The 25,411-nt window shown below is 43.1% G+C and carries 21 protein-coding genes; 11 read left to right on the top strand and 10 right to left on the bottom strand.

The genetic code is table 11. The annotated features are described in order from the left end of the window. Positions 1–135 precede the first annotated feature (135 nt). A complete protein-coding gene (fadA, locus tag AC2FA3_RS13730; RefSeq protein WP_490510066.1) occupies positions 136–1,308 on the bottom strand; it encodes an acetyl-CoA C-acyltransferase FadA in 1,173 nt (390 codons plus the stop codon). A gap of 149 nt (positions 1,309–1,457) precedes the next feature. After that, on the bottom strand, positions 1,458–3,617 hold the full coding sequence (gene fadB, locus AC2FA3_RS13725) for a fatty acid oxidation complex subunit alpha FadB (protein WP_490510064.1): 2,160 nt from the start codon (positions 3,615–3,617) through the stop codon (positions 1,458–1,460). Positions 3,618–4,374: 757 nt separating this feature from the next. Between fadB and AC2FA3_RS13720 the strand changes: the two genes are divergently transcribed. Next, entirely contained in the window at positions 4,375–5,466 is a 1,092-nt protein-coding gene (locus AC2FA3_RS13720; protein WP_490510063.1) for a polyprenyl synthetase family protein, read from the top strand. 57 nt (positions 5,467–5,523) lie between these two features. Continuing rightward, entirely contained in the window at positions 5,524–6,342 is an 819-nt protein-coding gene (locus tag AC2FA3_RS13715; RefSeq protein WP_490510062.1) for a DUF72 domain-containing protein, read from the top strand. Positions 6,343–6,419: 77 nt separating this feature from the next. Here AC2FA3_RS13715 and AC2FA3_RS13710 read toward each other — a convergent pair whose 3' ends face one another. Beyond that, positions 6,420–6,725, bottom strand: a complete 306-nt coding sequence (locus AC2FA3_RS13710; protein ID WP_490510061.1) for a putative quinol monooxygenase — start codon at positions 6,723–6,725, stop codon at positions 6,420–6,422. 179 nt (positions 6,726–6,904) lie between these two features. Then, positions 6,905–7,534 carry a superoxide dismutase SodB gene (gene sodB / locus AC2FA3_RS13705; RefSeq protein ID WP_183621288.1) on the bottom strand — a complete coding sequence of 210 codons (630 nt, stop codon included), beginning with the start codon at positions 7,532–7,534 and terminating at the stop codon, positions 6,905–6,907. Between the two features lie 428 nt (positions 7,535–7,962). On the opposite strand from sodB, the gene rdgB reads away from it, so the two are divergent. The 6 genes from rdgB to AC2FA3_RS13675 all read left to right on the top strand — a co-directional run bounded on the left by rdgB (position 7,963) and on the right by AC2FA3_RS13675 (position 15,849). Next, positions 7,963–8,643 (top strand): RdgB/HAM1 family non-canonical purine NTP pyrophosphatase, encoded by a 681-nt coding sequence (rdgB, locus tag AC2FA3_RS13700; RefSeq protein ID WP_490510060.1) that lies wholly within the window; start codon positions 7,963–7,965, stop codon positions 8,641–8,643. A gap of 414 nt (positions 8,644–9,057) precedes the next feature. After that, the gene (gene tig, locus AC2FA3_RS13695) at positions 9,058–10,401 is read left to right on the top strand and encodes a trigger factor (protein ID WP_201546524.1); all 1,344 of its coding nucleotides are present in this window, start codon (positions 9,058–9,060) and stop codon (positions 10,399–10,401) included. Positions 10,402–10,860: 459 nt separating this feature from the next. Then, the gene (clpP, locus tag AC2FA3_RS13690) at positions 10,861–11,556 is read left to right on the top strand and encodes an ATP-dependent Clp endopeptidase proteolytic subunit ClpP (RefSeq protein WP_490510058.1); all 696 of its coding nucleotides are present in this window, start codon (positions 10,861–10,863) and stop codon (positions 11,554–11,556) included. A 147-nt stretch (positions 11,557–11,703) separates the two neighbouring features. Continuing rightward, positions 11,704–13,017, top strand: a complete 1,314-nt coding sequence (gene clpX, locus AC2FA3_RS13685; protein ID WP_490510057.1) for an ATP-dependent protease ATP-binding subunit ClpX — start codon at positions 11,704–11,706, stop codon at positions 13,015–13,017. Positions 13,018–13,341: 324 nt separating this feature from the next. Then, positions 13,342–14,391, top strand: coding sequence for an SDR family NAD(P)-dependent oxidoreductase (locus tag AC2FA3_RS13680; RefSeq protein ID WP_490510056.1), 1,050 nt, complete (start codon positions 13,342–13,344; stop codon positions 14,389–14,391). 471 nt (positions 14,392–14,862) lie between these two features. Beyond that, a complete protein-coding gene (locus AC2FA3_RS13675) occupies positions 14,863–15,849 on the top strand; it encodes a c-type cytochrome (protein WP_490510055.1) in 987 nt (328 codons plus the stop codon). 115 nt (positions 15,850–15,964) lie between these two features. On the opposite strand, the gene AC2FA3_RS13670 is transcribed toward AC2FA3_RS13675, so the two are convergent. From AC2FA3_RS13670 to argS, 3 genes are all read right to left on the bottom strand, one after another. Beyond that, a complete protein-coding gene (locus AC2FA3_RS13670; RefSeq protein ID WP_490510054.1) occupies positions 15,965–17,062 on the bottom strand; it encodes a PTS sugar transporter subunit IIC in 1,098 nt (365 codons plus the stop codon). Positions 17,063–17,165: 103 nt separating this feature from the next. Then, entirely contained in the window at positions 17,166–17,984 is an 819-nt protein-coding gene (locus AC2FA3_RS13665) for an SPOR domain-containing protein (RefSeq protein ID WP_490510053.1), read from the bottom strand. Between the two features lie 111 nt (positions 17,985–18,095). Further along, a complete protein-coding gene (gene argS, locus AC2FA3_RS13660) occupies positions 18,096–19,925 on the bottom strand; it encodes an arginine--tRNA ligase (protein ID WP_490510052.1) in 1,830 nt (609 codons plus the stop codon). 387 nt (positions 19,926–20,312) lie between these two features. Between argS and AC2FA3_RS13655 the strand changes: the two genes are divergently transcribed. Further along, positions 20,313–20,531: a DUF2788 domain-containing protein gene (locus tag AC2FA3_RS13655; protein WP_201546531.1), complete on the top strand. Its 219-nt coding sequence runs from the start codon at positions 20,313–20,315 to the stop codon at positions 20,529–20,531. 24 nt (positions 20,532–20,555) lie between these two features. Here the strand turns inward: AC2FA3_RS13655 and AC2FA3_RS13650 are convergent, their stop codons facing one another. From AC2FA3_RS13650 to cmoA, 3 genes are all read right to left on the bottom strand, one after another. Further along, positions 20,556–21,677 carry a DUF1176 domain-containing protein gene (locus AC2FA3_RS13650; RefSeq protein ID WP_490510051.1) on the bottom strand — a complete coding sequence of 374 codons (1,122 nt, stop codon included), beginning with the start codon at positions 21,675–21,677 and terminating at the stop codon, positions 20,556–20,558. Positions 21,678–21,713: 36 nt separating this feature from the next. Further along, the gene (cmoB, locus tag AC2FA3_RS13645; RefSeq protein ID WP_490510050.1) at positions 21,714–22,748 is read right to left on the bottom strand and encodes a tRNA 5-methoxyuridine(34)/uridine 5-oxyacetic acid(34) synthase CmoB; all 1,035 of its coding nucleotides are present in this window, start codon (positions 22,746–22,748) and stop codon (positions 21,714–21,716) included. 73 nt (positions 22,749–22,821) lie between these two features. Then, positions 22,822–23,613, bottom strand: a complete 792-nt coding sequence (gene cmoA, locus AC2FA3_RS13640) for a carboxy-S-adenosyl-L-methionine synthase CmoA (RefSeq protein ID WP_490510049.1) — start codon at positions 23,611–23,613, stop codon at positions 22,822–22,824. 298 nt (positions 23,614–23,911) lie between these two features. Here cmoA and msrA point away from each other — a divergent pair, with 298 nt between their 5' ends. Both msrA and tmpT read left to right on the top strand, forming a co-directional pair. Beyond that, the gene (msrA, locus tag AC2FA3_RS13635; RefSeq protein ID WP_201612658.1) at positions 23,912–24,433 is read left to right on the top strand and encodes a peptide-methionine (S)-S-oxide reductase MsrA; all 522 of its coding nucleotides are present in this window, start codon (positions 23,912–23,914) and stop codon (positions 24,431–24,433) included. A gap of 121 nt (positions 24,434–24,554) precedes the next feature. After that, on the top strand, positions 24,555–25,235 hold the full coding sequence (tmpT, locus tag AC2FA3_RS13630; RefSeq protein WP_490510048.1) for a thiopurine S-methyltransferase: 681 nt from the start codon (positions 24,555–24,557) through the stop codon (positions 25,233–25,235). Positions 25,236–25,411: the final 176 nt, after the last annotated feature.

Raw genomic sequence — 25,411 nt, 5'->3', positions numbered from 1 at the left:
CTCTTATCTTAAAGTCTATGTCGTATTTCATAAAATAACCCCCAAAAGTTGTGTCCAACTTATGGGGGTCAGTTCATGACTAGGGGTTTTTATTAGAACGATAAATTATTTTAAAAAATTGATAATATTACAGGCTTAAACGCGCTCAATAATAGTCGCGATACCTTGACCAAGACCGATACACATCGTCGCTAGACCGATTTCAGTATCTGATTGTTCCATGGCGTTAAGCAAAGTAACGGTGATACGAGCACCAGAACAGCCCAGTGGATGTCCTAGCGCAATCGCGCCACCGTTGATATTGACGATGTCTTGCTTGTCCGTCAAGTTCAAGGCTTTTAGTACTGACAAACCTTGCGCGGCGAACGCTTCGTTTAGCTCGATGGTTTGCATATCATCGATGCTCATGCCCGCACGTTTCAGCGCTTTTTGCGTTGCAGGCACTGGACCATAGCCCATAATTGCCGCGTCACAACCAGCAACAGCCATGCTGCGAATACGAGCGCGAGGTTTCAAACCTAGCTCTTTGGCTTTTTGCGCGCTCATGACTAGCATCGCTGATGCACCATCCGATAATGCAGATGAAGTAGCAGCAGTTACCGTACCGCCTACTGGATCAAAGGCTGGGCGTAGCTTTTGCATTTGCTCCATGGTCGCATCTGGGCGAATCACTTCATCAACAGTACATAGTTGCAAGCGACCTGCTTCGTCATGACCTTCGATACCGATAATTTCATTGTCAAAACGACCTTCAGTCGTTGCAGCCCATGCACGGCGATGCGACTCAAGACCAAAAGCATCTTGCTCTTCACGAGTGATGTTATTCATACGACCTAGCATTTCAGCGGTCAAGCCCATCATGTTTGAGGCTTTTGCATAATGCTTTGATGCTTCAGGGTTAAGATCAACGCCATGCATCATGCCGACGTGACCCATATGCTCAACACCACCGATGATGAACACTTCACCTTGGCCAGTCATGATTTGGGCAGCAGCAGTATGTAGCGCCTGCATAGATGAGCCACATAGACGATTGACCGTTTGACCGCCAGCAGTCTTTGGAATACCAGCTAGCAGACCGATGTTACGACCGATGTTTAAACCTTGCTCTAGGGTTTGGTTAACACAGCCCCAGATGACATCTTCGACGTCACGTGGGTCAAAGTCGTTACGCTCAACCAATGCACGTACCAATTCAGCAGACATGCTATCAGCGCGGACATGACGGAACATACCGTTTTTGGTTTTACCCATTGCTGAGCGTACGCCATCTACGATGACCACGTCTTTTGGACTTAAAATTGTCATACTATCTTCCTTTTCAATTTTTATTATCAGTGGCAGTACCACAATGCTCGCTTATTTAATTTAGAAAATTAAGATCATTGATAATAAATAAATCACCAGTAATCTTATCGAGCTTGTGTACTGCACTTCATCCTAGTAATGACTGCCCATTACGCAGTGGCGTAAAAGGTCTCGCCTGCTGCTGCCATGTCGCGAATCTTTTGCGGGGCTTCATAAGCTTTGCCAAGGTATGCGTATTTTTCACACAGTGCCAAGTAGTTATCTAGACCCATTTGGTCAATATAACGGCAAGGTCCACCGCGGAATGGCGGGAAGCCAACACCCATAATCATTGCCATATCCGCTTCTGACGGCGTGCTGACGATGTTGTCTTCTAGGCAGCGTACAGTCTCATTACAGAAAGCCAGCATAGTGCGGTCGATAATCGCTTGATCATCAAAGATTTGCTTGTCGCTATCAGTCGTTGCTTTTAATAGCTCATAAGTGGCTTCATCAGCGACTTTCTTTGGTTTGCCGCGTTTGTCCATTTCATACTTATAGAAACCAACGCCGTTTTTCTGACCTAAGCGTTTGTTTTCATATAAAAGCTCAATCGCGCCTTTATAATCAGGCTTCATGCGGTCAGGGAAACCTTCTGCCATCACTTCTGCGCCATGAACACCGGTATCTAAACCAACCACGTCGATTAGATAAGCAGGACCCATCGGCCAGCCGAATTTTTCCATGACTTTATCGACATGAGCAAAATCAGCACCTTGCTTAAGGAGCAAGTCAAAGGCACCAAAGTATGGGAACAACACACGGTTGACTAAGAAACCTGGGCAATCATTAACCACAACAGGCACTTTACCCATTTTAGTAGCCAAGGCGACCGTAGTAGAAATAGCTTCTTCAGAGGACTTTTCACCACGGATAACTTCAACCAATGGCATACGGCTTACCGGGTTAAAGAAATGCATACCAACGAAGTTTTCTGGACGCTCAAGTGCTTCAGCCAAGAAAGTAATAGAGATAGTCGACGTATTTGACGCTAGGATACAATCGTCTTTTACCAAGCCTTCCACTTCTTTTAATACCGCACGCTTCACGTTTGGATTTTCTACAACCGCTTCGATAACGATATCAGTTTCAGCAAAATCACCATAATTCAAAGTAGGACGGATACGGCTTAAGGTTTCACCCATTTTTACTGGGGTCATTTTGCCGCGTTCGACCATTTTGCCAAGTAACTTGCTGGCTTCACCCATACCAAGGTCTAATTGCTCAGACTTGATATCTTTCATGATGATTGGCAAGCCTTTACTGGCTGCTTGATAAGCGATACCACCGCCCATGATACCAGCGCCAAGTACGGCCGCTTCATTGATTTCATGTGCTTTTTTGCTATGCTGCTTGGCTAGTTTTTTAACCAACTGATCGCTTAAGAACAAGCCAACCAAGCTTTCTGCTTGTGGCGTTTTAGCCGCTTTAGCAAAACCAGCCGCTTCTACTTCGATTGCTTTATCACGTGGTAAATTAACGTGTTTTTCCATCGCAGCGATAGCCAGTGCTGGCGCAGGGTACTGCTTAGGATTGGCCTTTGCAAAGATCATACCTTTAGCACTATTAAACGCCATCGCTTGCTCAAGCTGATTTAATTTAACTGGAACTAGCTTCTCTTCACGCTTCGCTTTCCAATCAAGCTCGCCTGAGATACATTTTTTGACCAAATCAATCGCTGCATCTTGCAAATCATCAGCAGCAACGGTCGCATCAACCAAGCCTAGTTTTAACGCATCAAGTGCTTTCTTTGGTGTACCAGTCGCAATCAGCTCAAGCGCATTATCGATACCGATGACACGCGTAGTACGAACCGTACCACCAAAACCTGGGAAGATACCCAGTTGGGTTTCTGGTAGACCGATGATGGCTTTGTCGCTCATGACACGGTATTCACAAACCAAGGTCATCTCACAACCACCGCCAAGCGCTGCACCATTGATGGCAGCTACTTTCGGGAATGGCAAATCCTCAAAGCGATTAAAGGCATCATTAATGTTGATAACCCAATCTCTAATTTCTTCTTCTGGCTGTTTAAAAGACGCCACAAATTCTGTAATATCAGCACCAGCGATAAAGACGCCTTTGCTTGAAGTGACAATTAAACCTTTAACGTCATCGGCTTTTTCTAAAGCGCTAACGACTTCAGCAAATTGCTTATTGGTTTCAGCATCAAACTTATTCACGCTCTCATTTTCGGCGTTGTACTGCATGTTGGCGATGCCATCCTCTAGCATTGTCACCGTAATGCGATTTCCTTGGTATACCATTTGGAACTCCTTGCTATATAACGAAAGCTACGTTTTAGAATTAAAAGTTTTAAAATTAAAGTACATAGCCAGTTATTGTTAGAAAAACGAGTAATAACACTGCCAACATATTGTCCTATAAAGTCAGTACAGAGTGAGCAGTGCAGATGTCTTTATTATCCAGCGCTCATGCTTATATTCATTTTCTATGCTGAATGTTAACGCGTTAGCACAATTGAATACGGCGCTTCATTTATATACGTTTGTTACCGGTACTGATGTTATCAATATTGACTGAACATTGAGATGATAGGTCACTTAAATAAGGTCAAAAATCCACTTTTTAAGCGCCAGACCATTTTTACGCCAATTAGTGTAGGGGATTATGCCCCCGACTGTCACAAGCTAATACCATACTCGCAAGTCACTCTTAAGTCGACACTAACCCTTTACCTTGCTGCCAAGGTGCTTTAAGTGACCGCTTGTATACTGAGATTATATGATGAGCGCTATTCATTCAATCTTTAGAGCTTTCAATCTTGATAAACAGCACTTTTCTATTTACAACTCCTCTGCATTATCAAAACATATCCAACGTCTAAGTTAAATCAATAATACGTAACGACGGCTTGTTGTATTATTTCCGTCTTTTTTAAGCCAATTTCTTAACATTAAACCGCCAAAAATGCGTCATTGATACTACCCGCGCCATAAGGAATATAATCTATCATGCTACACTAGCGCTATTTTTATTATTCACCTGATAGATGGTTGGGTTATGACTGTTTCTACTTCTACTACTACGCCAAGCCTGATGCCTGCAAGACTTGTATCTTTTGCTAGCTTTGATAACAATACTGAGCAATTTCATAGCGCCGTGCGCGCGCAAATGTCGCAAGATATCGAGGTGCTGTTTGCTTATGCTGAGCTGCCAAGCCCGCTGCTTGATGCCTGCCGTTATGTGATGACAGGTACTGGTAAATTGGTACGTCCGTTGTTGGTCGCCAGTGCCTTTGATAGTGTCAATCAAAGCAATGCTAATGCCAATGAAAATACAGATAAAAGCACTGATAATAAAAACAGTATGGCTAACGCTGATGGTTTGGAAGCTCTATTAGAAAACGACTCAGATTATGATATGGCGCGCCGTGCTGCGTTAGCCGTGGAACTGCTGCATACCTATTCATTGGTGCATGATGACTTGCCATGTATGGACGATGACGAACTGCGCCGTGGTCAGCCAACCGCTCATATCGTCTTTGAAGAGTCGACCGCCCTACTTGCAGGTGACGTATTACAGACGCTCGCCTTTGAAGTATTGACGGCTGAGCTGCCAACCTTTGCGCCTTTTGATTCAGCGATTGCAAGCCAATTAATCGCGATATTTGCGCCGCGTGCACGGCGTATGGTGTCGGGTCAAATGCTTGACCTTAATGCTGAAGCCACTACTGGCATTTCACAAAACGATTTAGAAGCCATTCACCGTGATAAAACCGGTGCATTGATTGAAGCGGCGATGCTAATGGGCGGTATATGTGCTGGTGCTACCGCTCCACAGCGTATGGCATTACAAGAGTGTGCGCAACATATTGGTCTCGCCTTTCAAGTTCAGGACGATATTTTAGATGTCACGACCTCTACCGATACGCTTGGAAAACCTGCTGGCAGTGATGAAAAACTAGATAAATCCACCTATGTAAAATTGATGGGCGTTGAGCAGGCGACTAGCTACGCGCAATCGCTATTTGATGACGGACGCGCAGCCATTATCCGTGAATTAAGCAGCCGTGAGTTTAGTGGCGAAAAAGACAGTGCAGACAACAACGCACTATTGGCACTCATTGAATGGCTATGGTCGCGGAAAAAATAACGTCATAAGAAACGAGCTAAATATTTTAATTATTAAAAATAGCAAAGGGTGGTCAACATGGAAAGTGCCCCTACTCCGCGTATTTACCTTGGCACGGGCGGTTATAGCGATACCGACTTACTCGGCACGCTATATCCAACTGGCACCAAAAAAACGGACTTCTTACGTGAATACGCCAAGCAATATGGTGCAGTAGAAATCAATAGTACCTTTTACGCCCCTATCGGGCAAAAAGCCTTTGCAGGTATGGTTAATAAAGCCTATGCCGAAGCAAATAGCCAATTGAAATTTGCAGTCAAACTTCATCAAGACTTTACTCATGCACGTAAAGGCACAGCCGAACACGCGCAAGCATTTCTTACTGCTCTCACCCCACTTATTGAAGCCAATGCTCTAGCACCATTACTACTGCAATTCCCGCACGGTTTTGACCGTACCCGTGAGCATCGCCTATATTTGGCTAATCTCGTTAGTTGGTTCAAAGACTATCCACTCGCTATTGAGTTTCGTCATAATGGCTGGCATACCCCGCAAGTGGTCGATAGCTTTATCGAGCAAGGTCTGATTTGGTGCAGCGTTGATTATCCTAAAGTCAGCGGACTGCCACCGTCACGGCTGATATTTACTGAGCGCACTGGCTATCTGCGGATGCACGGTAATAATCTAAACTGGTGGGATGCGATGAGCGCTGCCGACCGTCATGATTATCGTTATAGTGAGGCGGAGATGCAGGACTGGGCGCAAGCGATTGCCAATCAGCGTCAGCATTTTGATACGCTATATATCTTCTTTCAAAACACCGTCAATGCGCATGCTTATTATAATATTGCGATGTTGAAGGAAGCGTTGGGTAAGTTTGGTTTTGAGGTGTTGTAGGGTGTGTTTAACAAAGCACAACCTACTATTTAAAAGTTAGTTAAATTCTAAAAACGCACCAAACTCTATTAGATAAATTAAATAGAGTTTAATTTAAAAACGGTCGCAGGTTTGGCACGAAAGCTAGGACTCTTTTTATCCGCATAAATCATATGCGGAGTAATATCATGAGCATCTAAGTCTGTTTGAGTTGCCCATTTTTCTATTAATACAAACTGGTTTTCATTTTCAACATCTTGAGTCAGCTCATATTGCAAACAACCCTTCTCTGCTAAAACTAAAGGCTGTAGTTCTTTAAAGGCTCGAATTTGTTGATTAGCACAGCCTGCTTTGGTTTCGATGAGTATTATTAAAGATAACGGTGAAGAATAATTGTTCGGCATAATACTTTCCTGTAAAAGGTAATTGAAATAAATTTCTTAGCAATAAACACTACTCTTTTTTGATAACAATCACAATAAACATAAGTAAGGTTATGGCTTAAGCGCTAATTTACCATAAACTTTAAACCAAAAAAAAGACACCTCGCGGTGTCCTTTTTTATTAATCAAATGCTTAAAGATTACTCTTCAACGCCAGCATCTTGACCTTTATATTTCGCGTTTGCGTAGTCCCAGTTCACTAGTTTGTCTAGGAACGTGTCTACATAATCAGGACGACGGTTACGATAGTCGATGTAGTACGCATGTTCCCACACATCACAAGTCAATACCGCAACTTGGTCATGTGCAAGTGGCGTGTCAGCGTTAGCTGTTTTCGCGATAGAAAGTTTGCCACCGACTTTATCAGCCACTAGCCAAGCCCAACCAGAACCGAACTGAGTCAATGCTGCGTTTTTGAACTCTTCACGGAACTTGTCGTAGCTACCGAAATCTTCTTCGATTTTAGCTTTCAAATCACCAGTAGGTTCGCCGCCGCCGTTGTCTGGCGTCATGCAATTCCAATAGAACGTGTGGTTCCATACTTGGGCTGCTTGGTTAAACATACCTTGTTTGCTGTCATCTTTAGCAGTTGCTACGATGATTTCTGATAAGGTTTTGTCTTCTAGACCAGAACCTGGTAGCAATTCATTTAGCTTAGTCACGTATGCATTGTGATGTTTGTCATGATGGTATTCTAGCGTCTCGGCACTGATATGTGGCTCTAGCGCATCTTTTGCATAAGGTAATTCTGGTAAGGTAATCTTTGACATATTATTTTATCCTTGCTGTTTAGCCATTAGTATTAGGTATAGCCTAAATCAATGCTATAAATTATTGGACTAAATTGGCTTAGTTTATTGTTAGTGAAATTCATTACTCAATATGTTGAACATATTGCGGTAAACCTAAAAGGCTTGCATGCTAAAAGCTATCTTAAGCGCGCATCACTTGTTAGTTATTTTACTTTTAAATAGCATAATGCCTAAAAACCATTATGAATATTCAAAAGTATTATTAACTTTAAATTCACAAGCTATAAGATATAATTCACTGTAGCTTGTTGCCTATTATAGCAAGAGTGATGACAAATATCAGTTACCAAATGTTATGAATCGCTTATTCGTTATGCTAATTGGTAATTTAACTAATGCTGACCTAGAATATACGCGTATCAGCGACTCAATGACGGACAAAGAATATGAACCAAACCAGCGCCACAGAGACTCATCAACAAGCATCCACCTTAAATGATTCAACAGCAGCTAAGCCACATAAGCAATGGGTGCTCGCCAGTAATAATAAAGGCAAACTTGCTGAGTTTACCCGCTTGTTTGCAGCGGCAGATTTGGATGTGACGATTGTCCCGCAAGGTCAACTTGATATTGACGATGCGATTGAAGATGGCTTGAGTTTTGTAGAAAACGCCATTATCAAAGCGCGTCATGCCAGCCGAGCAAGCGGATTACCCGCAATTGCAGATGATTCAGGGCTTTGCGTGCCAGTATTAGGTAATGCACCCGGTATCTACTCTGCCCGCTATGCAGGCGAGCACGGCAATGATGCCAAAAACAATGCCAAGCTTATCGCTGACTTGCAACCTATCAGGGAAGCCCAACTAAACACGCCTATTTCTGGTATGTTCGTCTGCGTATTGGCAATGGTGCGCCATGCCGATGATCCGCTACCGATTATCGCGCAAGGTTTGTGGCAGGGTGAAATTTTGGATGCGCCGCATGGTAATGGCGGTTTTGGTTACGATCCGCTGTTTTGGTTGCCACAGCTACAAGCGACGGCGGCAAGCTTAAGCGCTGGGGATAAAAACAGCATCAGTCATCGCGGTCAGGCGATTGAGCAGTTATTGGCGCAGTTGCCGTTATAATCTTATAACGTTATTAGCTTACCTGTTATGAACTCATTTGGTAATAAGCGGGAAAATTAAAGCAAAGTTAAGCTCATAAATCACCCAAGGGTCGATTAAACAGATAATTTTTACTTTGATAAACAGATAGATTATACTGTTCTACTTTTAAAATTTTGTTGAAAGCCGTTATTTGTCTGTATAATTAAGCAAAAAGCGTTATTATGCGACTTATTTACGGTTAATATTGATATCAGATAGCGTCTATTCAGATAAAGCATTTCTCATTTTTGTGTCAGCAGCGATTGTTATGGGCACGGACGGCGAAATTGCGCGCTATCAATATCCCCTATTTATTCCAACGGCAACCAGTAGCACACGCGTATTTTGCAGCATGGTTGTCTATTATTATTTAATCATAAAGGTGTAATTAACATGGCTACAGATTTACAAGTCACAACCAACAAGCTATCTAACAAAGAAACTCAGCTAACGGTTAAAGTCCCTGTCGAAAAAATTCAAAATAAAGTTGAAGGCCGTATTCGCCAAGTGGCGAAAACTGCCAAGATTGACGGTTTCCGTAAAGGTAACGTTCCTATGTCACATATCCGTTCACAGTACGGTGCTGGCATTCAACAAGAAGTCATCAACGATGTGATCCGTGATACCGTTTTTGAAGCGATCAAATCTGAAGACATCCGCGCGGTTGGCATGCCTAACATTGACGACGTTAAACTAGAAGACGACTTCTTGGTTTATCAAGCGACCGTTGAAATCTTCCCAGAAATCGACGTGCAAGGTATTGATGAAATCGAAGTTGAGCGTCACACAGCGACGGTTAGCGACGAAGACGTTGACACCATGATTGAAAACCTACAAAAACAACGTGAAGAATTCGTTGAGAAAAAAGGTAAAGCGGCCAAAGACAATCAAGTAACGTTTGACTTTGAAGGCTCAATCGACGGTGAGAAATTCGAAGGCGGTTCTGCTGAAGACTTCAAATTGGTTATCGGTAGCAACCAGATGATTCCAGGCTTTGAAGATGGCATTAAAGGCATGAAAGCTGGCGAAGAAAAAGTTATCGACGTCACTTTCCCAGAAGACTACCAAGCTGAAAACTTAGCTGGTAAAGAAGCGCAGTTCAAAATCAATGTAAAATTGGTTGAAAAATCAAAATTACCTGAAATCGATGATGCGTTCCTAGAGCTGTTCGGTGTTAAAGAAGGCGGCGTTGAGAAATTAAAAGAAGACGTGCGTAAAAACATGGAACGCGAAATCAAAAATGCTGCGCGTAGCCAAGTAAAACAAGCGACGTTTGATGCGTTGTTAGAGAAGAACGAGTTTGACGTACCAAACGCCATGCTAGAGCAAGAAATCGAGCGTCAACGCAACATGATGATGCAACGTTTTTCTCAGCAGTTCGGTGCCAATGCTGATAGCTTCGATAAAGACATGCTACCGAATGAGCTATTTGAAGAGCAAGCGCTACGTGCTGCCCGTCTTGGCATCATCGTTGCTCGCGTTATCGACACCAAAGGCTTAGAAGTCGATCAAGAGCGTGTTGAAAGCTTTATCAAAGAAGCCGCTGAAAACTACGAAGATCCAAGCGAGGTCATCGAATACTACACCAATGACAAGCAACAACGCGCTAACATTGAGTCTGTGGTTCTAGAAGACCAAGTAGTTGATTATCTAATCGAGCAAGGCAAAGTAACTGACAAAGAAGTTAGCTACCAAGACCTATTGGCTGCTCAGCAACAACAGCAGCAAGGTATGTAATTTAGCGCTTTAGCGTTACTGCTCTAAAATGTATTACGAATGCCCTAACTTCTGGTTAGGGCATTTTTATTGCTGGCTTATAAATCGCGTGTCTATAAATTGCCGGCTTATTAGCGGCTTTTATTCAGTGTTTATTCATACTACCCTTGATAAATAGGCATAGACGCCTTATTAATAGGGAGTCATTTATCATTTGTCACATTAAAAAGTTACTATTGGCCTGATAAAAAAGTTACCATTAGCTCAATTATTTTTAGAAGCTGTTATTACCTTTAGCATTAATCGCCGTTATTTTTTAGCCACTTGTGCGATAGATATTTTTACTCAGCTCAATAGGCTTTATTTGCTGATAGCTTTTATTAACAGACAGCAATGTTTACAATGATAACCACCATAAAAATTTAGCCAACAACTACTCTATATTTCTTTATTTTATGTACTTATAAACAGGACATCTTTATGACAGATTATGATCGCATCACTGCTAACCCGCATTTTGATATGTTGATGAGTGCGCACACTACTGCCCAGAGCGCACAATATAGCCAAAGCGCGACACAAGCAGCATTGGTTCCGATGGTCGTTGAACAATCAGCGCGCGGTGAACGCTCGTTTGATATTTTCTCACGCCTATTACGTGAGCGCGTTATCTTTTTGACCGGTCAAGTTGAAGACCATATGGCCAATCTTATCGTCGCCCAGTTATTATTCTTAGAAGCAGAAAACCCTGATAAAGACATCCATTTATATATCAATTCACCAGGCGGCTCAGTAAGTGCTGGTTTGGCTATTTTTGATACCATGAACTTTATCAAACCTGAAGTATCGACCATTTGTATGGGCGGCGCTTATAGCATGGGTTCATTCTTGCTTGCTGCCGGTCAAAAAGGCAAACGTTATGCCCTAGCCAACTCGCGCGTGATGATTCACCAGCCTTCAGGCGGCGCGCAAGGTCAAGCGACTGATATCGAAATTAATGCGCGTGAAATTCTAAAAACGCGCGCTCGCTTAAATGAGATTTTGGCTGAGCGTACCGGACAACCGGTTGAGAAAATCGAAAAAGACGTTGAGCGTGACTATTGGTTAGATGCCAAAGAAGCCAAAGAATACGGTCTAGTCGACGAAGTATTAGAGCGTCGCCCTGCTTCTTTATAAGCGCCTTAATAGTAGACGTTTAAAAACCTTAAACATCACTGCCTAAGCGCGATAGGGTAAGAGAAAATATATTAAGTGCCCTGCGCTTTTACATCGATGTCCATAATCAGAATATTGAGCAGTATCAAATTTTAGGAGTGCCGTTATATGGCAGAAGATAACACCCCGCAGTGTTCGTTTTGCGGCAAAGAAAAAAGTGAAGTAAAGCAGCTGATTGCCGCTGACGACGCCAATATTTGTAATGAATGTATTGAGCTATGTACGGACCTGATTGCCGATAGCGCCGAAGATGGTGATGACGATAGCGATATTGATACCTCTTGGGTCAATAAAAAATTGCCAACGCCAAAAGAGCTGCGAGCTAAGCTTGATGAATATGTCATCGGGCAAGATGCAGCGAAGAAAGCCTTAGCCGTTGCGGTTTATAACCATTATAAACGCCTAAAAGTCAGCCAAACCTTAGCTAATGACAGCAAAAAAGCCAAAATTGGCGCTGATGATGCAATGGTAGAATTGGCAAAAAGTAATATTTTGCTGATTGGTCCAACAGGTTCTGGTAAGACTTTACTGGCGCAAACTTTAGCACGTCTACTTGATGTTCCTTTTGCGATGGCGGATGCCACGACTTTGACCGAAGCTGGTTATGTCGGTGAAGACGTTGAAAACATCGTGCAAAAGCTATTACAAGCATCAGATTATGATGTCAGTAAAGCTGAGCAAGGCATCATTTATATTGATGAAATTGATAAAATTAGCAAAAAAGGCGACAACCCTTCTATTACTCGTGATGTATCGGGCGAAGGTGTGCAGCAAGCGTTGCTAAAGCTGATCGAAGGTACGGTTGCTGCTATTCCACCACATGGTGGTCGCAAGCATCCTCAGCAAGAGCTCATCCAAGTCGATACCAGCAATATCTTGATTATCGTTGGTGGCGCGTTTGCCGGTCTTGATAAAGTGATTCAGCAACGTACTGAAAAAACCGGTATTGGCTTCAATGCTGATGTCAGCTCAAAAGACGATAGCAAACGTAGCTCAGAGCTACTACAACAAGTAGAGCCGGAAGATTTAATCAAGTTTGGTCTTATCCCAGAGCTGATTGGTCGTCTTCCTGTGCTCGCTGCCCTTACAGAGCTTGACGAAGATGCATTGGTTCAAATATTAACAGAACCTAAAAACGCCTTGGTTAAGCAGTATAAATATCTGTTTGATATGGAAGGTGCTGACATTACCTTTACCAAAGAAGCGCTTGATGCCATTGCCAAAAAAGCCATGGCACGCAAAACAGGTGCTCGTGGTCTGCGCTCTATCGTAGAGAATGCGCTGTTAGAGACGATGTATGAGCTGCCTTCTATGAAGGATGCTAAGACCGTACTCGTTGACGAAGCAGTAATTAACGACGGTAAAATCCCTGAAATCACCTTCTCTAATGGTGACTCAGAACAGATAGCGATAGACGCTTAAAAGGTCTTATCTGCTTTATTAAAGCTGTAATTAAAGCAAAAGTGTCTAGTGTCTAGTGTCTAGTGTCTAGTGTCTAGTGTCTAGTGTCTAGTGTCTAGTGTCTAGTGTCTAGTGTCTAGTGTAAATTATGCTAGACACTTTTTTTATGTCTGCTTACTTCTCATTTTATTTCTTGCAGCTAATGTAGTGGGTAAAAATGACAGCCGCGTTTATCAATTGCTATCAGCTCTTATCATCAATCATGCTAAGGTAAAGCGACTTTCTATACGTTATCCTTATTTACGACCAAACCTCTCCAATCAATGATACAAAGGACTGTTTATCATGCTTAACACTGTTTCTGGAAATGTCTCTGCAATAGCCACCTCACTACGCCAACATCTGCCTTTTTCCTCTCATCAAGACCATGATATTGCGCCCTATTACCGCAACCATGTCGCTGCTATCACTGGTGCTGGCTCTGGGATGGGACGTGAGCTTGCCATTCATTTAGCAAAAATGGGTTGCCATGTGGCACTATCCGATATCAATGCTGAGCAATTGGCACAAACTAAAGATTTACTAGTCGGCTATGATGTCAAAGTCACCACCACCGTACTCGACGTCTCTGACAATAAAGCTGTCGAAGCGTGGGCGGATAGCGTGATGGCAGAGCATGGTAAAGTGAACTTTATCTTTAATAATGCAGGTGTGGCGCTTTATTCAACCGTAGAAGGCAGCAGTATTAGCGAGCTTGAATGGGTGATGGACATCAACTTTTGGGGCGTGGTTTACGGCACCAAGGCATTTTTACCCTTGATTAAAAACAGCGTCAAAGAAAGCGAAGTTAATGGTAGTAACAAAGATATTAACAAAGGTAGCAAAGCGCGCCAGTTTAACGAACATGGTCATATTATCAATATCTCAAGCCTATTTGGTTTGACCGCGCAGCCGTCACAATCTGCTTATAACGCCAGTAAATTTGCTGTACGTGGTTTTACCGAAAGCTTGCGTCAAGAGCTAGATATTCAGCGTTGCGGCGTCTCAGCGACCTGTATTCATCCCGGTGGCATTAAGACCAATATTGCCAATAGCGCCCGTGGTAACGACAGTATCAGCGACCTTGGCATGCGTAGCGGCCGCAAAGCCATCAGTAGTTTTAATAAATTCTTAAAATTTGATGCCAGCGCCGCTGCTTGGATTATTTTGCAGGCTGCCGCGACCAATCAGCCACGCTGCTTGATTGGTAATGATGCCAAAATGATGGACGCCGTCCAACGAGCTTTTCCAGCGCACTATAGCACTGTCCTAAACCGCGTCAATAAACTGTCACGCAAGTTAAAAGGCGAAAAACGCACAAAAACAGCTGACCGCAAAGCGATAATTACTAATTAATCTAGTGGCAAATAAACGGCGATAAATTAAACCGCTAAAAAGACATCCTTAACAAAAAAGCGCGTAAATATTTTCATATTTACGCGCTTTTTTAGTGAAAAAATATAGTCGCCGATACTATTTAAAGCGTTGACTATCTATTTGCATCGTTTGTCGTGTTAGGGTTTATTTTAATTTAAAAACACTTTACGTATTTGTATTTGATACAATCATGTTACTAGCAACTTACAGATTGATTACTTTTCAGATTCTGGCAGGCAAAATAAAACGGCTTAATGGGTAAAAGCGCACCTTAGCGGTACGCTAATAATATGACGCACGTTATTTCGGCCCTTATAAACGTTTAATTTAAATGTCGAAATTCTAGCTTCTACTTTATCTAAAATATTGAAATAAGTTTTACCATCATGACCACTAATTTATCATAAAAATATAATTTTACATATTATTTTTCATTATAAGGATATTCCAATGACCAAATTCTCACGTGCCACGCCCTCCTCCCTTTTAGTAGCCACTATTTTTGCCATTAGCGCCGCCAGTATGACCGGCTGTAGCAATAGTGGTGAAACCAAAGCCGTTGACCGTCTTGAAGAAGCAGAGGCATTAGCACGTGTCAAAGCCCTCGAAGCCCGTGCAGATACGCTACAAAGCAATATGCCAGCGGCTAATGATATGAGCGCTAGTGCAGGCGGCGGTGATGCGGCAAGCGGCAAACCCGCGATTAAAATGCCAGATGAGTCTACTATTCCAGATGATGAATATGGGGCAGCAGTACGGCGCGGCCTACAACTCGCTAATCATACCTATAAAGAGCTGCCAAATAACGTTGGTAACCAGCTTAACTGTACCAGCTGTCATTTAGGTAATGGCTCAGAAGCCTATGCCGCACCTTGGAATAATATGACCAGTATTTACCCTGTTTACCGTTCGCGGGCAGGTCGCGTCAACGTGATACAAGAGCGAATTAATGGCTGTTTTGAGCGCTCAATGAATGGTAAAGGACTTGAGCTGGGTTCAGATGATATGAACGCCATGGTATCTTATATGAGCTGGTTGTCACAAGACATGCCATTTGGGGTGTCACCTGAAGGTCGCGGTTTTGTCAAAGTGGATAAAAACCTCGAGCCAAATACTGAAACGGGTGAAAAGCTATTTGCAGAAAAATGTAGCGTTTGTCACGGTGATAATGGCGAAGGTCAATATAACGATGATGGCACTTATATATATCCTGCGGTAGCTGGCGACAAGTCTTTCAATGATGGCGCAGGGATGGCGCGTACTTATACCGCCGCGGCCTTTATTAAAGGTAAAATGCCATTTGGACAAGGTAATACGCTAAGTGACCAAGAAGCGGTCGATATTGCCGCCTACTTTACCCACTTGCCGCGCCCTGTAAAAGCCAATAAAGACAAAGATTGGCCAAACGGCGATGCACCAAAAGATGTCCGTCGTTAATTAAAAAACCTTATAATTTATACAACAAAAAAGCCCAGTTATTTAATAGCTGGGCTTTTTTATCATTGGTAGTTAGAATAAATAGTTAGGATAATTTGCGTCCTTTACCTTTACTTTAGGGCAATTTCATATCGCCATCGACCAACCAACCAAGGCGGCGCATCACATAAGCGACCACACCAGCGATAAGCGCAGGTAGGGCAAACATCAATAAAATAATCGCTGTCCATAACTGAGTACTGCTCATGATTTCTTTTGATGCTTCAATGACACCAAACACCCCAACCAACCCTGCCGTGCCCATACCAGCGCCGGTCGCCGTACAAGCTAGCCCAAAGCCAACAGTTGCGATAGGACCAACAATGGCGCTGGCGATAACGGCTGGCAGTAAGACAATGGGTTTTCTAAGTACATTAGGGATTTGCAGCATACTGGTGCCAAGTCCTTGAGATATGACGCCACTGACACCGTTATCTTTAAAACTGGCCACCGCAAAACCAATCATATGCGCCGCGCAGCCAACCACCGCTGCCCCACCTGCTAAGCCGCCAAGTCCAATAGCGATACAGATAGCTGCGCTTGAGGTCGGTAGCGTCAATAAAATCCCAACGACGACTGCAATTACGATACCCATTAATAATGGCTGTAACTCAGTCGCTGCTTGAATACCTTGACCAATAGCATTGACCGCAGCAACGACTGGAGGATTAAGCAGCGCACAGACCATTAGTGCGACGGCACAAACCACTAAAGGGATAAGCAAAATATCGAGCTTGGTCTTGCCAGCGACCCAAGTACCAGCACGATAAGCAAACACTGAGGTCAAATAAGCACCAATCGGATTGCCGGGCACGGCAGCAAAGGTTGCTGGACCAGATTCTTGCGCTATAAATAAGTTGCCTGCCATTAAGGCTTCAGAATGCGCACCAAGCATCCCTGCGACCAAGCAGCTTAGCATGACTAGAGTTGGCGCTTTAAGATAGTAAGCGATACCGACACCGATACCAGCGCCCATTAATACTGACGCCAGCTTACCAACAGCAACTAACGCCGCTATATTCAACCAACCACCGATTTGTGAGATGATAAGACCGGCGATAAGGGTAACAAACAGCCCTAACGCCATCCCAGTGAATGCATCGATAAAATACTTTTGAAAAAAAGATTTAACCATACCAACGGGTGCAGTTTCTGAAGGGGTCACAGTCATCATAATGCTCTTATATTAAGTTTGCTAAAAGATGCCAAAAAATATATCAAAAAAAAGGGATAAAAAAAGCGTCTTCGTGACGCTTTTTTCAATCAATAATTTGCCCTTAACGGCGCTGCTCAACGATAATAGAATCAATGCCATTATTTTGTAGGCGCTGCTGGGCAGTAGCAACCGCTTGACGGTTACTCATCGGGCGTGAAATCACCTGATAAATAGGCAAGCCGTTACCCGTGGTATTTTTAACGACACGAGCGTCCACACCCGCCATCAGCACTTGCGCACGGCGACGGTCTGCTTCGTCGGCATCTCCAAAGCTGTTGATTTGCAAAATATAAGTCGCCGCAGGTTTAGCTGGCTGGATACTTGCAGTGCCAGCGCTAGGTTTGTTTGTAGCTGCACCTGTATTACTCGCAGCTGGTGTGCCGTCGTAGGTCGCATCTTCTTCAACGATAACAATATCGTCATCATTATTGTTGGTTGCATTATTAGCATTGTTGCCACGATTCGGCTCAATAGTGGTACTTTCAGAGATGCCAAAGTTACCCGCATCATTAGCACCGGGTGTGGTACTTTCCGGCTGATTGACGATCACATCTGGCTCAAAGTCAGTGATTTGACCTGATTGGCTACCACTGCCTTCACCAAAGTCTTCATCAGGGATGGTTGCCATCTCTTGATTGGGCAAAATATCATAGAACTCATAATCACCATTATCGGTATCGGTATCGACCCGTTGCTGCACTTGTCTATCAGGATCGGTAGCGTCACCGCTGCCCGCAGGACTAAAATTAAACAAGGGTGAGAGGTATAAAAACACCCCAATCATGAGCGTCAATACCGCCCCAACAAACATCCATAATAAGCCTGACACACTACTGGTTTTGCGTTTTTCAGTGGCACCTTTTGGTTTTTTGGCTAACATGGATCTCGTTCTCCCTACTGAATATATCTATCGTTGTCGAATTATCAATGTTGAACTGTCATTGTCGAATAGTCGGCGGCGAATCATGGCTAGCAGCCGTTTCTCTTTATACTACATGCTAGACGGTGCAGACAAGCCTAATAAACTCAGCCCATTAGCCAATACTTGCCTGACCGCTTTAGATAAGCGTAGACGAGCTTGCATCATATCCATCTCATCTTGGCTTGGCGTCTCACCCGAAGTCAAACTGACAGGCAAGATGCGATTGCCATCATACCAACCATGAAATAGCGCGGCCAACTCTTTCAAATAATTGGTTAAGATATGCGGCTCATAGCCTGTCGCTGACCGTAGCAAGGTTGCAGGATAAGCGGCTAGCAATTTAATCAATTCTTCTTCGCTCGGGGCGATTAATAACTCTTGCTGCTCAGCACCGACAATATCATTTACTTGCAGACCACTGGTTTCTAGTTTTTCTAACACGCGGCAAACCCGTGCATGCGCATACTGAATATAGAAAACTAAATTGTCTTTACTTTGCGATTTAGCCAGCTCTAAGTCAAAATCAACATGTACTTCAGGCTTACGGGCAACGTAATAGAAGCGCGCAGCATCGTTACCGACTTCATGACGCAGCTCACGTAACGTAACAAATTTGCCCGAGCGCGACGACATTTGCACTTTTTCATTACCGCGCCATAAGGCGACAAACTGTACTAGCACTACATCAAGACGGTCGGCATCGATACCGAGCGCCGTTAACGCCGCTTTCACTCGTGGGACATAACCATGATGATCAGCGCCCCAAACGTTAATAACTTTATCAAAACCGCGATCGAATTTGTTTTTATGATAAGCGATATCAGAAGCAAAATAGGTGCTTTGACCATTGGCACGGCGTACCACACGGTCTTTTTCATCGCCAAAATCGGTCGATTTGAACCAGATATTGCCATCTTTTTCGTACAAATAGCCTTTTTCATCGAGGATTTGTAAGACAGGCTCAATCTCGCTATCGATGGATCTTTCGCTAAACCAGCATTCATAACGGACACCAAAGTCATTTAAGTCGTCTTTGATATCAGCCAAAATACTGCTCAATGCCGCATTTAAAAACAGCTCATAACCTTCACCGAGCAAGGCTTTGCTATTAGCAATCAGTCCGTCAATATGGGCTTCTTTATCGCCTGATAGCAGTACTTTTTCACCATCAGCATTTATCTCAAACTGCGCATCTGCTGCTACGTCTTTAGCAATTTCTGCAAAACTGTGGACGTAGCTGTCCCCATGCTGGGTCTTTAGGGTTTGCGCAATATCACTGACATAGTCGCCTTGATAACCGTTGACTGGGAATATGACTGACTCGCCGTTGGCTTCTAGATAACGCAAGTAGGTACTGGTCGCTAAGATATCCATTTGGCGACCGGCGTCATTGACATAATACTCACGCGTGACGTCATAACCAATGGCTTCAAGTAAGTTTGCCACGCTCATGCCAAAGGCGGCACCGCGTCCATGACCGACGTGTAAGCTAGAGGTTGGGTTGGCCGAGACAAATTCAACTTGGATTTTTTGACCTTTAAACTGCTTGCTTAAACCAAAGCGTTCTTTCAGCTTAAAGATATCGTCTAACACGGCGAATTTGGCTTCGGTATTTAAAAACACGTTGATAAAGCCGGGGCCTGCGATTTCTACTTGGCGAATATCTTGATTTTCAGGCAAGGCGTTGACGATTTTTTCAGCAAGTTGGCGCGGATTGGCTTTCGCAGCTTTGGCGGCCGTTAGCGCAATATTGCTTGCAAAATCACCATGGCTGGTATCTTTTGTCCGTGTAATTTGGCTGTTGTTTTGCCAATCAGCCGGTAGTTCGCCGTCATTTTTTAGGGCTTGGATGGCACTATCAAATAGTGAGGCGAGCGTATCAATTTGGGCTTGTGACATAGGACTATAAACTCAGATAAATGAACAAAAAAATTGGTGAACTATAAGGTAATACGAAAAAAATAAGTAACCTATAAATATAACAACCTTTAGAGGTTATTGCACTATTTGAAGCAAAAATAGCGTTAAAACCACCGCTATTATACTAGATACGCGTAGCTTAGGAGGTGATGACTATTATAGGCTGCCAATACAGGGTTATTTAGGCTGATTGTAGCGTTACTGTTGCCTGATGTTAGTGAAATATTTATAGCGGCTCTATTACGCGTTATAATGAAAAACAGTTATCGCCTGCTTTCTCTCTAAACCATCATTTGATGGATAAAAAATATAAAGAGACACGCTAGAGTATGCGCTACTTTACACTTTCATTTATAGGATAAAACCATGTTTGCTATTGCTTCTAGTACCGTCACCATTTGGGGTATGTATATTTTATTGCCCATCTTTATTGCTTTTTTATTCTTTATTATTTGGGATTTATCAAAACAGTCTGAAGCTGGCCGCGCTGGTACTTTTTGGATGTTTTTAGCTCTTGGTGCAGGTTTTATTGGTTTTATCCTAAAAGTATTGATAGAAATGGCATTTAAACGCTGGTTTATCTAACTACTGCTTAAGTACCACTATAACTCAATTAACTTTGTTATCACTTCTTATGACTTCACTGGTATAGGTTGGTAAATCCCATGCACCACCAGCAAAGCCTCGGCACATTCCTGTACTAGAATCTTCTGTCAGTGCAAAGGTTTTGCCATCCCAAACCCATACTGCGCGATTCCAGCAATCGCCTATTCCTCTATCCTTATGAATAGCGTAAATCTCACCATCAGAGTAATCACTCGCTGATGTCGTAATCAGTGTTGGCTTGCTTGGCTTAGCATGATTTATCAGCCAATGACCTACACCCATATTATAAGCACCTCTCCAGCATTCATGAGTAGCTAATGTATGCTTACTATCTACCGGAATAAAATCCCAACCTAACCTATCAGTACCAAATTCCTGCATTCGTTGGTATGCTTCGGTTTTTGGATTAACCAGCTCACAATCTCCCATACCATCATTAGAACTTACCAGTTGCTTATCATCAATATCAATCCATTTATTGATATTTTTTTGAAAATAAACTAACTTTGCAGGGGTTAGCTGTTTTTTATCCTTATCAGCATATGAGTATGCTTTCTTAATCACAGGTTTCGCTTTAGCAGATTTAGGTGTTTGTCGATTCAGACTACTTTTACTAACCAGTGCCAACGGCGTCCCTACTCTTCCTTGTACTTCGTCAAGCTTGAGCAGCACGGCACTCATGCCCTTATCGCTAATTTTCCACCGATTACTACTCGCTCTTATCTCTATTTTAGTATTTAGACGCGAATGACTAAGAAGCTGCTGAATTTGCTTAACATTAAGCTCATCCTTCTCAATAACGCCATAATTTTTATCGTTTAGCCAAAGCTCTGTTATCCCTAATTCTTTGTCATTACTACTCGTATCGTCTTCTCGGTATTCAAAATTTACCTGTACACTTGGTACCGGATTTTGCGGTATGACCGTTAATAAGATCGAGGCCGGCGTATCCCAAATACCTTCATCTGCGTACCCTGCTGCTCGGCAAGTCAAGGTATTGTCACAGACCAATTGCCAGTCGTCTTTGACAAAACCCCAACCTTCAAACGGCGTGCCATAAGAATCTGATGCCAAAGTAGGCAGTGCGAATAAACCAGTCGTAATCAAAGCTATGATTGTTTTCAAAATCTCACTTCCTTGTGTCGATTGACGTTATAAATGCTATTTTTTTGCAATAATCGTGGCACGCATAGGCGCTGGATAGCCTTCAATGGTTTTACTGGCATCATTAGGGTCTAAAAAATCCGCCAACGAATGATAAGTCATCCAGTCGGTTTTGCGCTGCTCATTGGTAGAAGTCACGGCGACATCGACGCAGCGTACGTCGGTAAATCCTGCTTTTTCTAACCAACCGATAAGTGCCGCTACAGACGGTAGAAAATAGACGTTATTCATCTGCGCATAACGGTCATGCGGCACCAGTACGGTATTGGCATCGCCTTCGATAACCAAAGTTTCAAGCACCAGCTCGCCACCTTTGACCAACTGTCCTTTTAGCTGTTGCAAATGTTCAAAGGGCGATTGGCGATGATAAAGCACGCCCATACTAAATACCGTGTCGAACAGCTGACTGTGCTCAGGTAAAGCCTCAAGTGGTACCGGAATATAATGGGTACGGTGATTGTCAGCATTACCAACAAAATGCCGAATCGCCATAAACTGATGATAAAACAAACATGATGGATCAATAATAATGACCGTATCCGCTCCTGCGCCTGCCATACGCCAGCCGTGATAACCAGAGCCACCACCTACATCTAATACGCGACGTCCTTTTAAAGTACCCAAATGCGGTGCCACTCGTTGCCATTTCCAATCGCTATGCCATTCGGTATCTATAAATATCGAACTGTCTTCGTCACTACCAATTTGACCACCAATCTGAAAGGGTCCTTTACGCCAAGGCATCAGCTGCTTTAACAGTGCCATCGTTTGTTTACGCTCAGAGTCGCTTAGATTGGCGGCAATCGTTAAGACATCCTTGTCTAAATTTACCCTATCAACCGCTACTTCTGGCAAACGTGCCACCGACGCTTGGTAAGCGGGCGCGTGAGCGTAATTGGCTTTATCTTTGATATCATTGAGCCACGTCGGTAACCGCGTTAGCCACTCATAAGCGCTCGGCTGCTGCTGCGCCAATGACAGCAAAGTTAAATATAATTCGCGTTCAGCGTGGAGAATAGTGTCGTTAAGCATAAAGGGCGGCTACCGTATTGATAAAGCACTGATAAAAACTTCGATTTGGCAAAAAATTTGCGCCGACTAGCGGTTATTTAAACGCCACAATAGAAACAAAGTTTAAAAACTGAAACCACGTTAAATGACGTTGAAAACCTACTTGATCTAACCGCGCATGATGCTCATCCAAGGTATCGGTAATAAGCACATTCTCTAGCGCATTACGTTTGCCGCTGATTTCCATTTCGGTATAGCCGTTAGCACGTTTAAAATCATAATAACGCTCAACCAACCATGCATCATACTGCTCATCAAAAGCATGGGTTTTTTCGGTTAATACTAGTATGCCACCTTCACTTAATGCGGCATAAATTCTTTCTAACACTGCCACTCTATCAGCGGCCGGCAAAAACTGCAGCGTCAAATTAAGAATGACCATATCGCATGGTTCAAGCTCTACATCACGAATATCAGCGGTGATGACTTCTATATCGTGCTCAGGATAATTCTCAGTTAACAAAGCACTGGCCTCAGTGGTCATCGCTGGCGAGATATCAATCGCCTTAATCTGCAAATCTTGCGGCTCAAACTCGCCTGCCAATGCCATACTTGCCGCCCCAAGCGAGCAGCCCAAATCATACACACGGCTGACACGCTGACCACTATTATCTTGCTGGCGGTATTTACAGTGGCGACGAGCAAATATCGGCAACATCGCTAGCACTTGACCATAACCGGGTACACTACGGCGAATCATATCGGGAAAACATGCCACCACTTGCTCATCAAAAGAAAAGCGCGACGCCTTATCTAATGGCGTGGTGAAAAGAGTGTCATGTTTAACGGTGTCATTAGCAAGGTTAGCAGGCTTTTTTTGGCTCATGGGGTGACTCATTTTTGATAGTGGAACTTCGATTTTTGATAACAGAACTCGAATTAAAAAATGCATTGCTAATGGCTTTTAAGACAGCCCAAGATAGCAAAAGCCCATTATAACATTACTGTTTGTTACTTATCGCGGGCAACTGCCCTGCTAAGCTAAATAGGTAATGCTAAGCGCAATGTTTACTTTATAAAGGCAGTATTGAAAGATAAAAACAGCATTGAAAGATAAAAACATTGCAACCAAATAAACAACTTAGCTCATCTCTATAACAACAGCTATAATAATAGGAACAATTATGCAAACCATTATATTAGGCGGCGGCTGCTTTTGGTGCACCGAATCGGTATTTTTATCGCTAAAAGGCGTACAGTCTGTCGTATCAGGCTATATGGGTGGCGAAGCTACTACCGCTAATTATCAAGCCGTCTGTGGCGGTAACACCGGACACGTTGAAGTGATTAACATTACCTTTGATGAGTCTGTTCTACCCTTAGAAGTATTGCTTGATGTATTCTTTGGCACCCATGATCCTACGACTAAAGACCGTCAAGGTAATGATGTCGGTAGCCAATATCGCAGCGTCGTTTATTACACGAATGACAATCAAAAACCAACCATCGATCGCACGATTAATAAACTACGCGATATGGGTCTGAATATCGTCACTGAAGTGCATCCGGCAGTTGAATTTTATATCGCTGAAGAAGCTCATCAAGACTTTTTTAATCGCAATCCGGGTCAAGCTTACTGTAACTTTGCGATACCGCCAAAACTTGCCAAACTGCGCAAAGAGTTTAGCCAGTATATGGTCAGCTAATAGACTACTATGATTGTTATACGCTATAAAAGCCAAGGGTTCATACGCTTGGCTTTTTTATTGCGTTTAGCGCTATGATAATGTTAAACCTTTAAAGCATTGATATGCTAGGAATAATGGTATGAATTCTGAATTTTGGCAACAGCGCTGGCAAGAAGGTCGTATTGGCTTTCATAAGTCTGACGTTAACCCTGAGCTAATCAAATACTTTTCTAATCTGGCGTTGCCCATCGGTAGCCGAGTATTGGTGCCTTTGTGCGGTAAATCGGTTGATATGGTATGGCTGGCTTGCGCAGGCTACGACGTCGTTGGCATTGAGCTGGTCGAATCAGCTGTGCAAGCGTTCTTTGCTGAGAAAAATATCACGCCTACTATTACTGAATTTACTAGCGCTGCTGATAAATCCACTTTAAAACGCTATCAAGGTCAGCTGGCTGGTCAAACCATCACTTTATGGGCGGCGGATATTTTTGCCCTGAGCACGATAGATATTGATGCTATTAATGCCGTTTATGATCGAGCGGCGTTGATAGCCTTGCCAGCAAATATGCGTGCTGATTATAGTAGGCACATAGTTAAACTTAGCAATAATGCGCCACAGCTATTAATTACCCTTAACTACGATCAAAGTAAAAAAGACGGCCCGCCTTTTTCGATTACTCAGCAGCAATTACATCAGTATTATAGTGCTGATTATAAAATCGTTGAGCTTGAAAGCAAGTCATCGACCCTTAATGCTGCCTCTGAGATATTGGTAACTGAGCATGTTTGGCTATTAAAGCCTCAATCAACTCAGTATTAACTGATAATAAAAAACAGAAGAAAAGCCATAGATCTAGTTTTAGTCTTATAGCCAAACCCTCTTCTAACCTCACGCCACCGTCAATTTATAGTAACTGAGTGCTTCGATACCTTTTCTTTACTATTGAGATTGGTTACTCTAAGTCCATACTGCTTAAACCAGCTTTGTTCTCTTTC

This window comes from Janibacter sp. CoH_79_TC_3 (assembly GCF_058197955.1).
This window is presented reverse-complemented; position numbering and strand designations above follow the sequence as displayed.

Excerpts from the sequence above, each read along its gene's own strand:
- AC2FA3_RS13720 (WP_490510063.1), top strand. The coding sequence starts at position 4,375 with ATGACTGTTTCTACTTCTACTACTACGCCAAGCCTGATGCCTGCAAGA.
- sodB (WP_183621288.1), bottom strand. The coding sequence starts at position 7,534 with ATGTCAAAGATTACCTTACCAGAATTACCTTATGCAAAAGATGCGCTA.
- fadA (WP_490510066.1), bottom strand. The coding sequence starts at position 1,308 with ATGACAATTTTAAGTCCAAAAGACGTGGTCATCGTAGATGGCGTACGC.
- AC2FA3_RS13675 (WP_490510055.1), top strand. The coding sequence starts at position 14,863 with ATGACCAAATTCTCACGTGCCACGCCCTCCTCCCTTTTAGTAGCCACT.
- clpX (WP_490510057.1), top strand. The coding sequence starts at position 11,704 with ATGGCAGAAGATAACACCCCGCAGTGTTCGTTTTGCGGCAAAGAAAAA.
- rdgB (WP_490510060.1), top strand. The coding sequence starts at position 7,963 with ATGAACCAAACCAGCGCCACAGAGACTCATCAACAAGCATCCACCTTA.
- AC2FA3_RS13655 (WP_201546531.1), top strand. The coding sequence starts at position 20,313 with ATGTTTGCTATTGCTTCTAGTACCGTCACCATTTGGGGTATGTATATT.
- tig (WP_201546524.1), top strand. The coding sequence starts at position 9,058 with ATGGCTACAGATTTACAAGTCACAACCAACAAGCTATCTAACAAAGAA.
- AC2FA3_RS13710 (WP_490510061.1), bottom strand. The coding sequence starts at position 6,725 with ATGCCGAACAATTATTCTTCACCGTTATCTTTAATAATACTCATCGAA.
- AC2FA3_RS13680 (WP_490510056.1), top strand. The coding sequence starts at position 13,342 with ATGCTTAACACTGTTTCTGGAAATGTCTCTGCAATAGCCACCTCACTA.
- msrA (WP_201612658.1), top strand. The coding sequence starts at position 23,912 with ATGCAAACCATTATATTAGGCGGCGGCTGCTTTTGGTGCACCGAATCG.
- cmoA (WP_490510049.1), bottom strand. The coding sequence starts at position 23,613 with ATGAGCCAAAAAAAGCCTGCTAACCTTGCTAATGACACCGTTAAACAT.
- tmpT (WP_490510048.1), top strand. The coding sequence starts at position 24,555 with ATGAATTCTGAATTTTGGCAACAGCGCTGGCAAGAAGGTCGTATTGGC.
- clpP (WP_490510058.1), top strand. The coding sequence starts at position 10,861 with ATGACAGATTATGATCGCATCACTGCTAACCCGCATTTTGATATGTTG.
- AC2FA3_RS13670 (WP_490510054.1), bottom strand. The coding sequence starts at position 17,062 with ATGATGACTGTGACCCCTTCAGAAACTGCACCCGTTGGTATGGTTAAA.
- fadB (WP_490510064.1), bottom strand. The coding sequence starts at position 3,617 with ATGGTATACCAAGGAAATCGCATTACGGTGACAATGCTAGAGGATGGC.
- AC2FA3_RS13665 (WP_490510053.1), bottom strand. The coding sequence starts at position 17,984 with ATGTTAGCCAAAAAACCAAAAGGTGCCACTGAAAAACGCAAAACCAGT.
- AC2FA3_RS13715 (WP_490510062.1), top strand. The coding sequence starts at position 5,524 with ATGGAAAGTGCCCCTACTCCGCGTATTTACCTTGGCACGGGCGGTTAT.
- argS (WP_490510052.1), bottom strand. The coding sequence starts at position 19,925 with ATGTCACAAGCCCAAATTGATACGCTCGCCTCACTATTTGATAGTGCC.
- cmoB (WP_490510050.1), bottom strand. The coding sequence starts at position 22,748 with ATGCTTAACGACACTATTCTCCACGCTGAACGCGAATTATATTTAACT.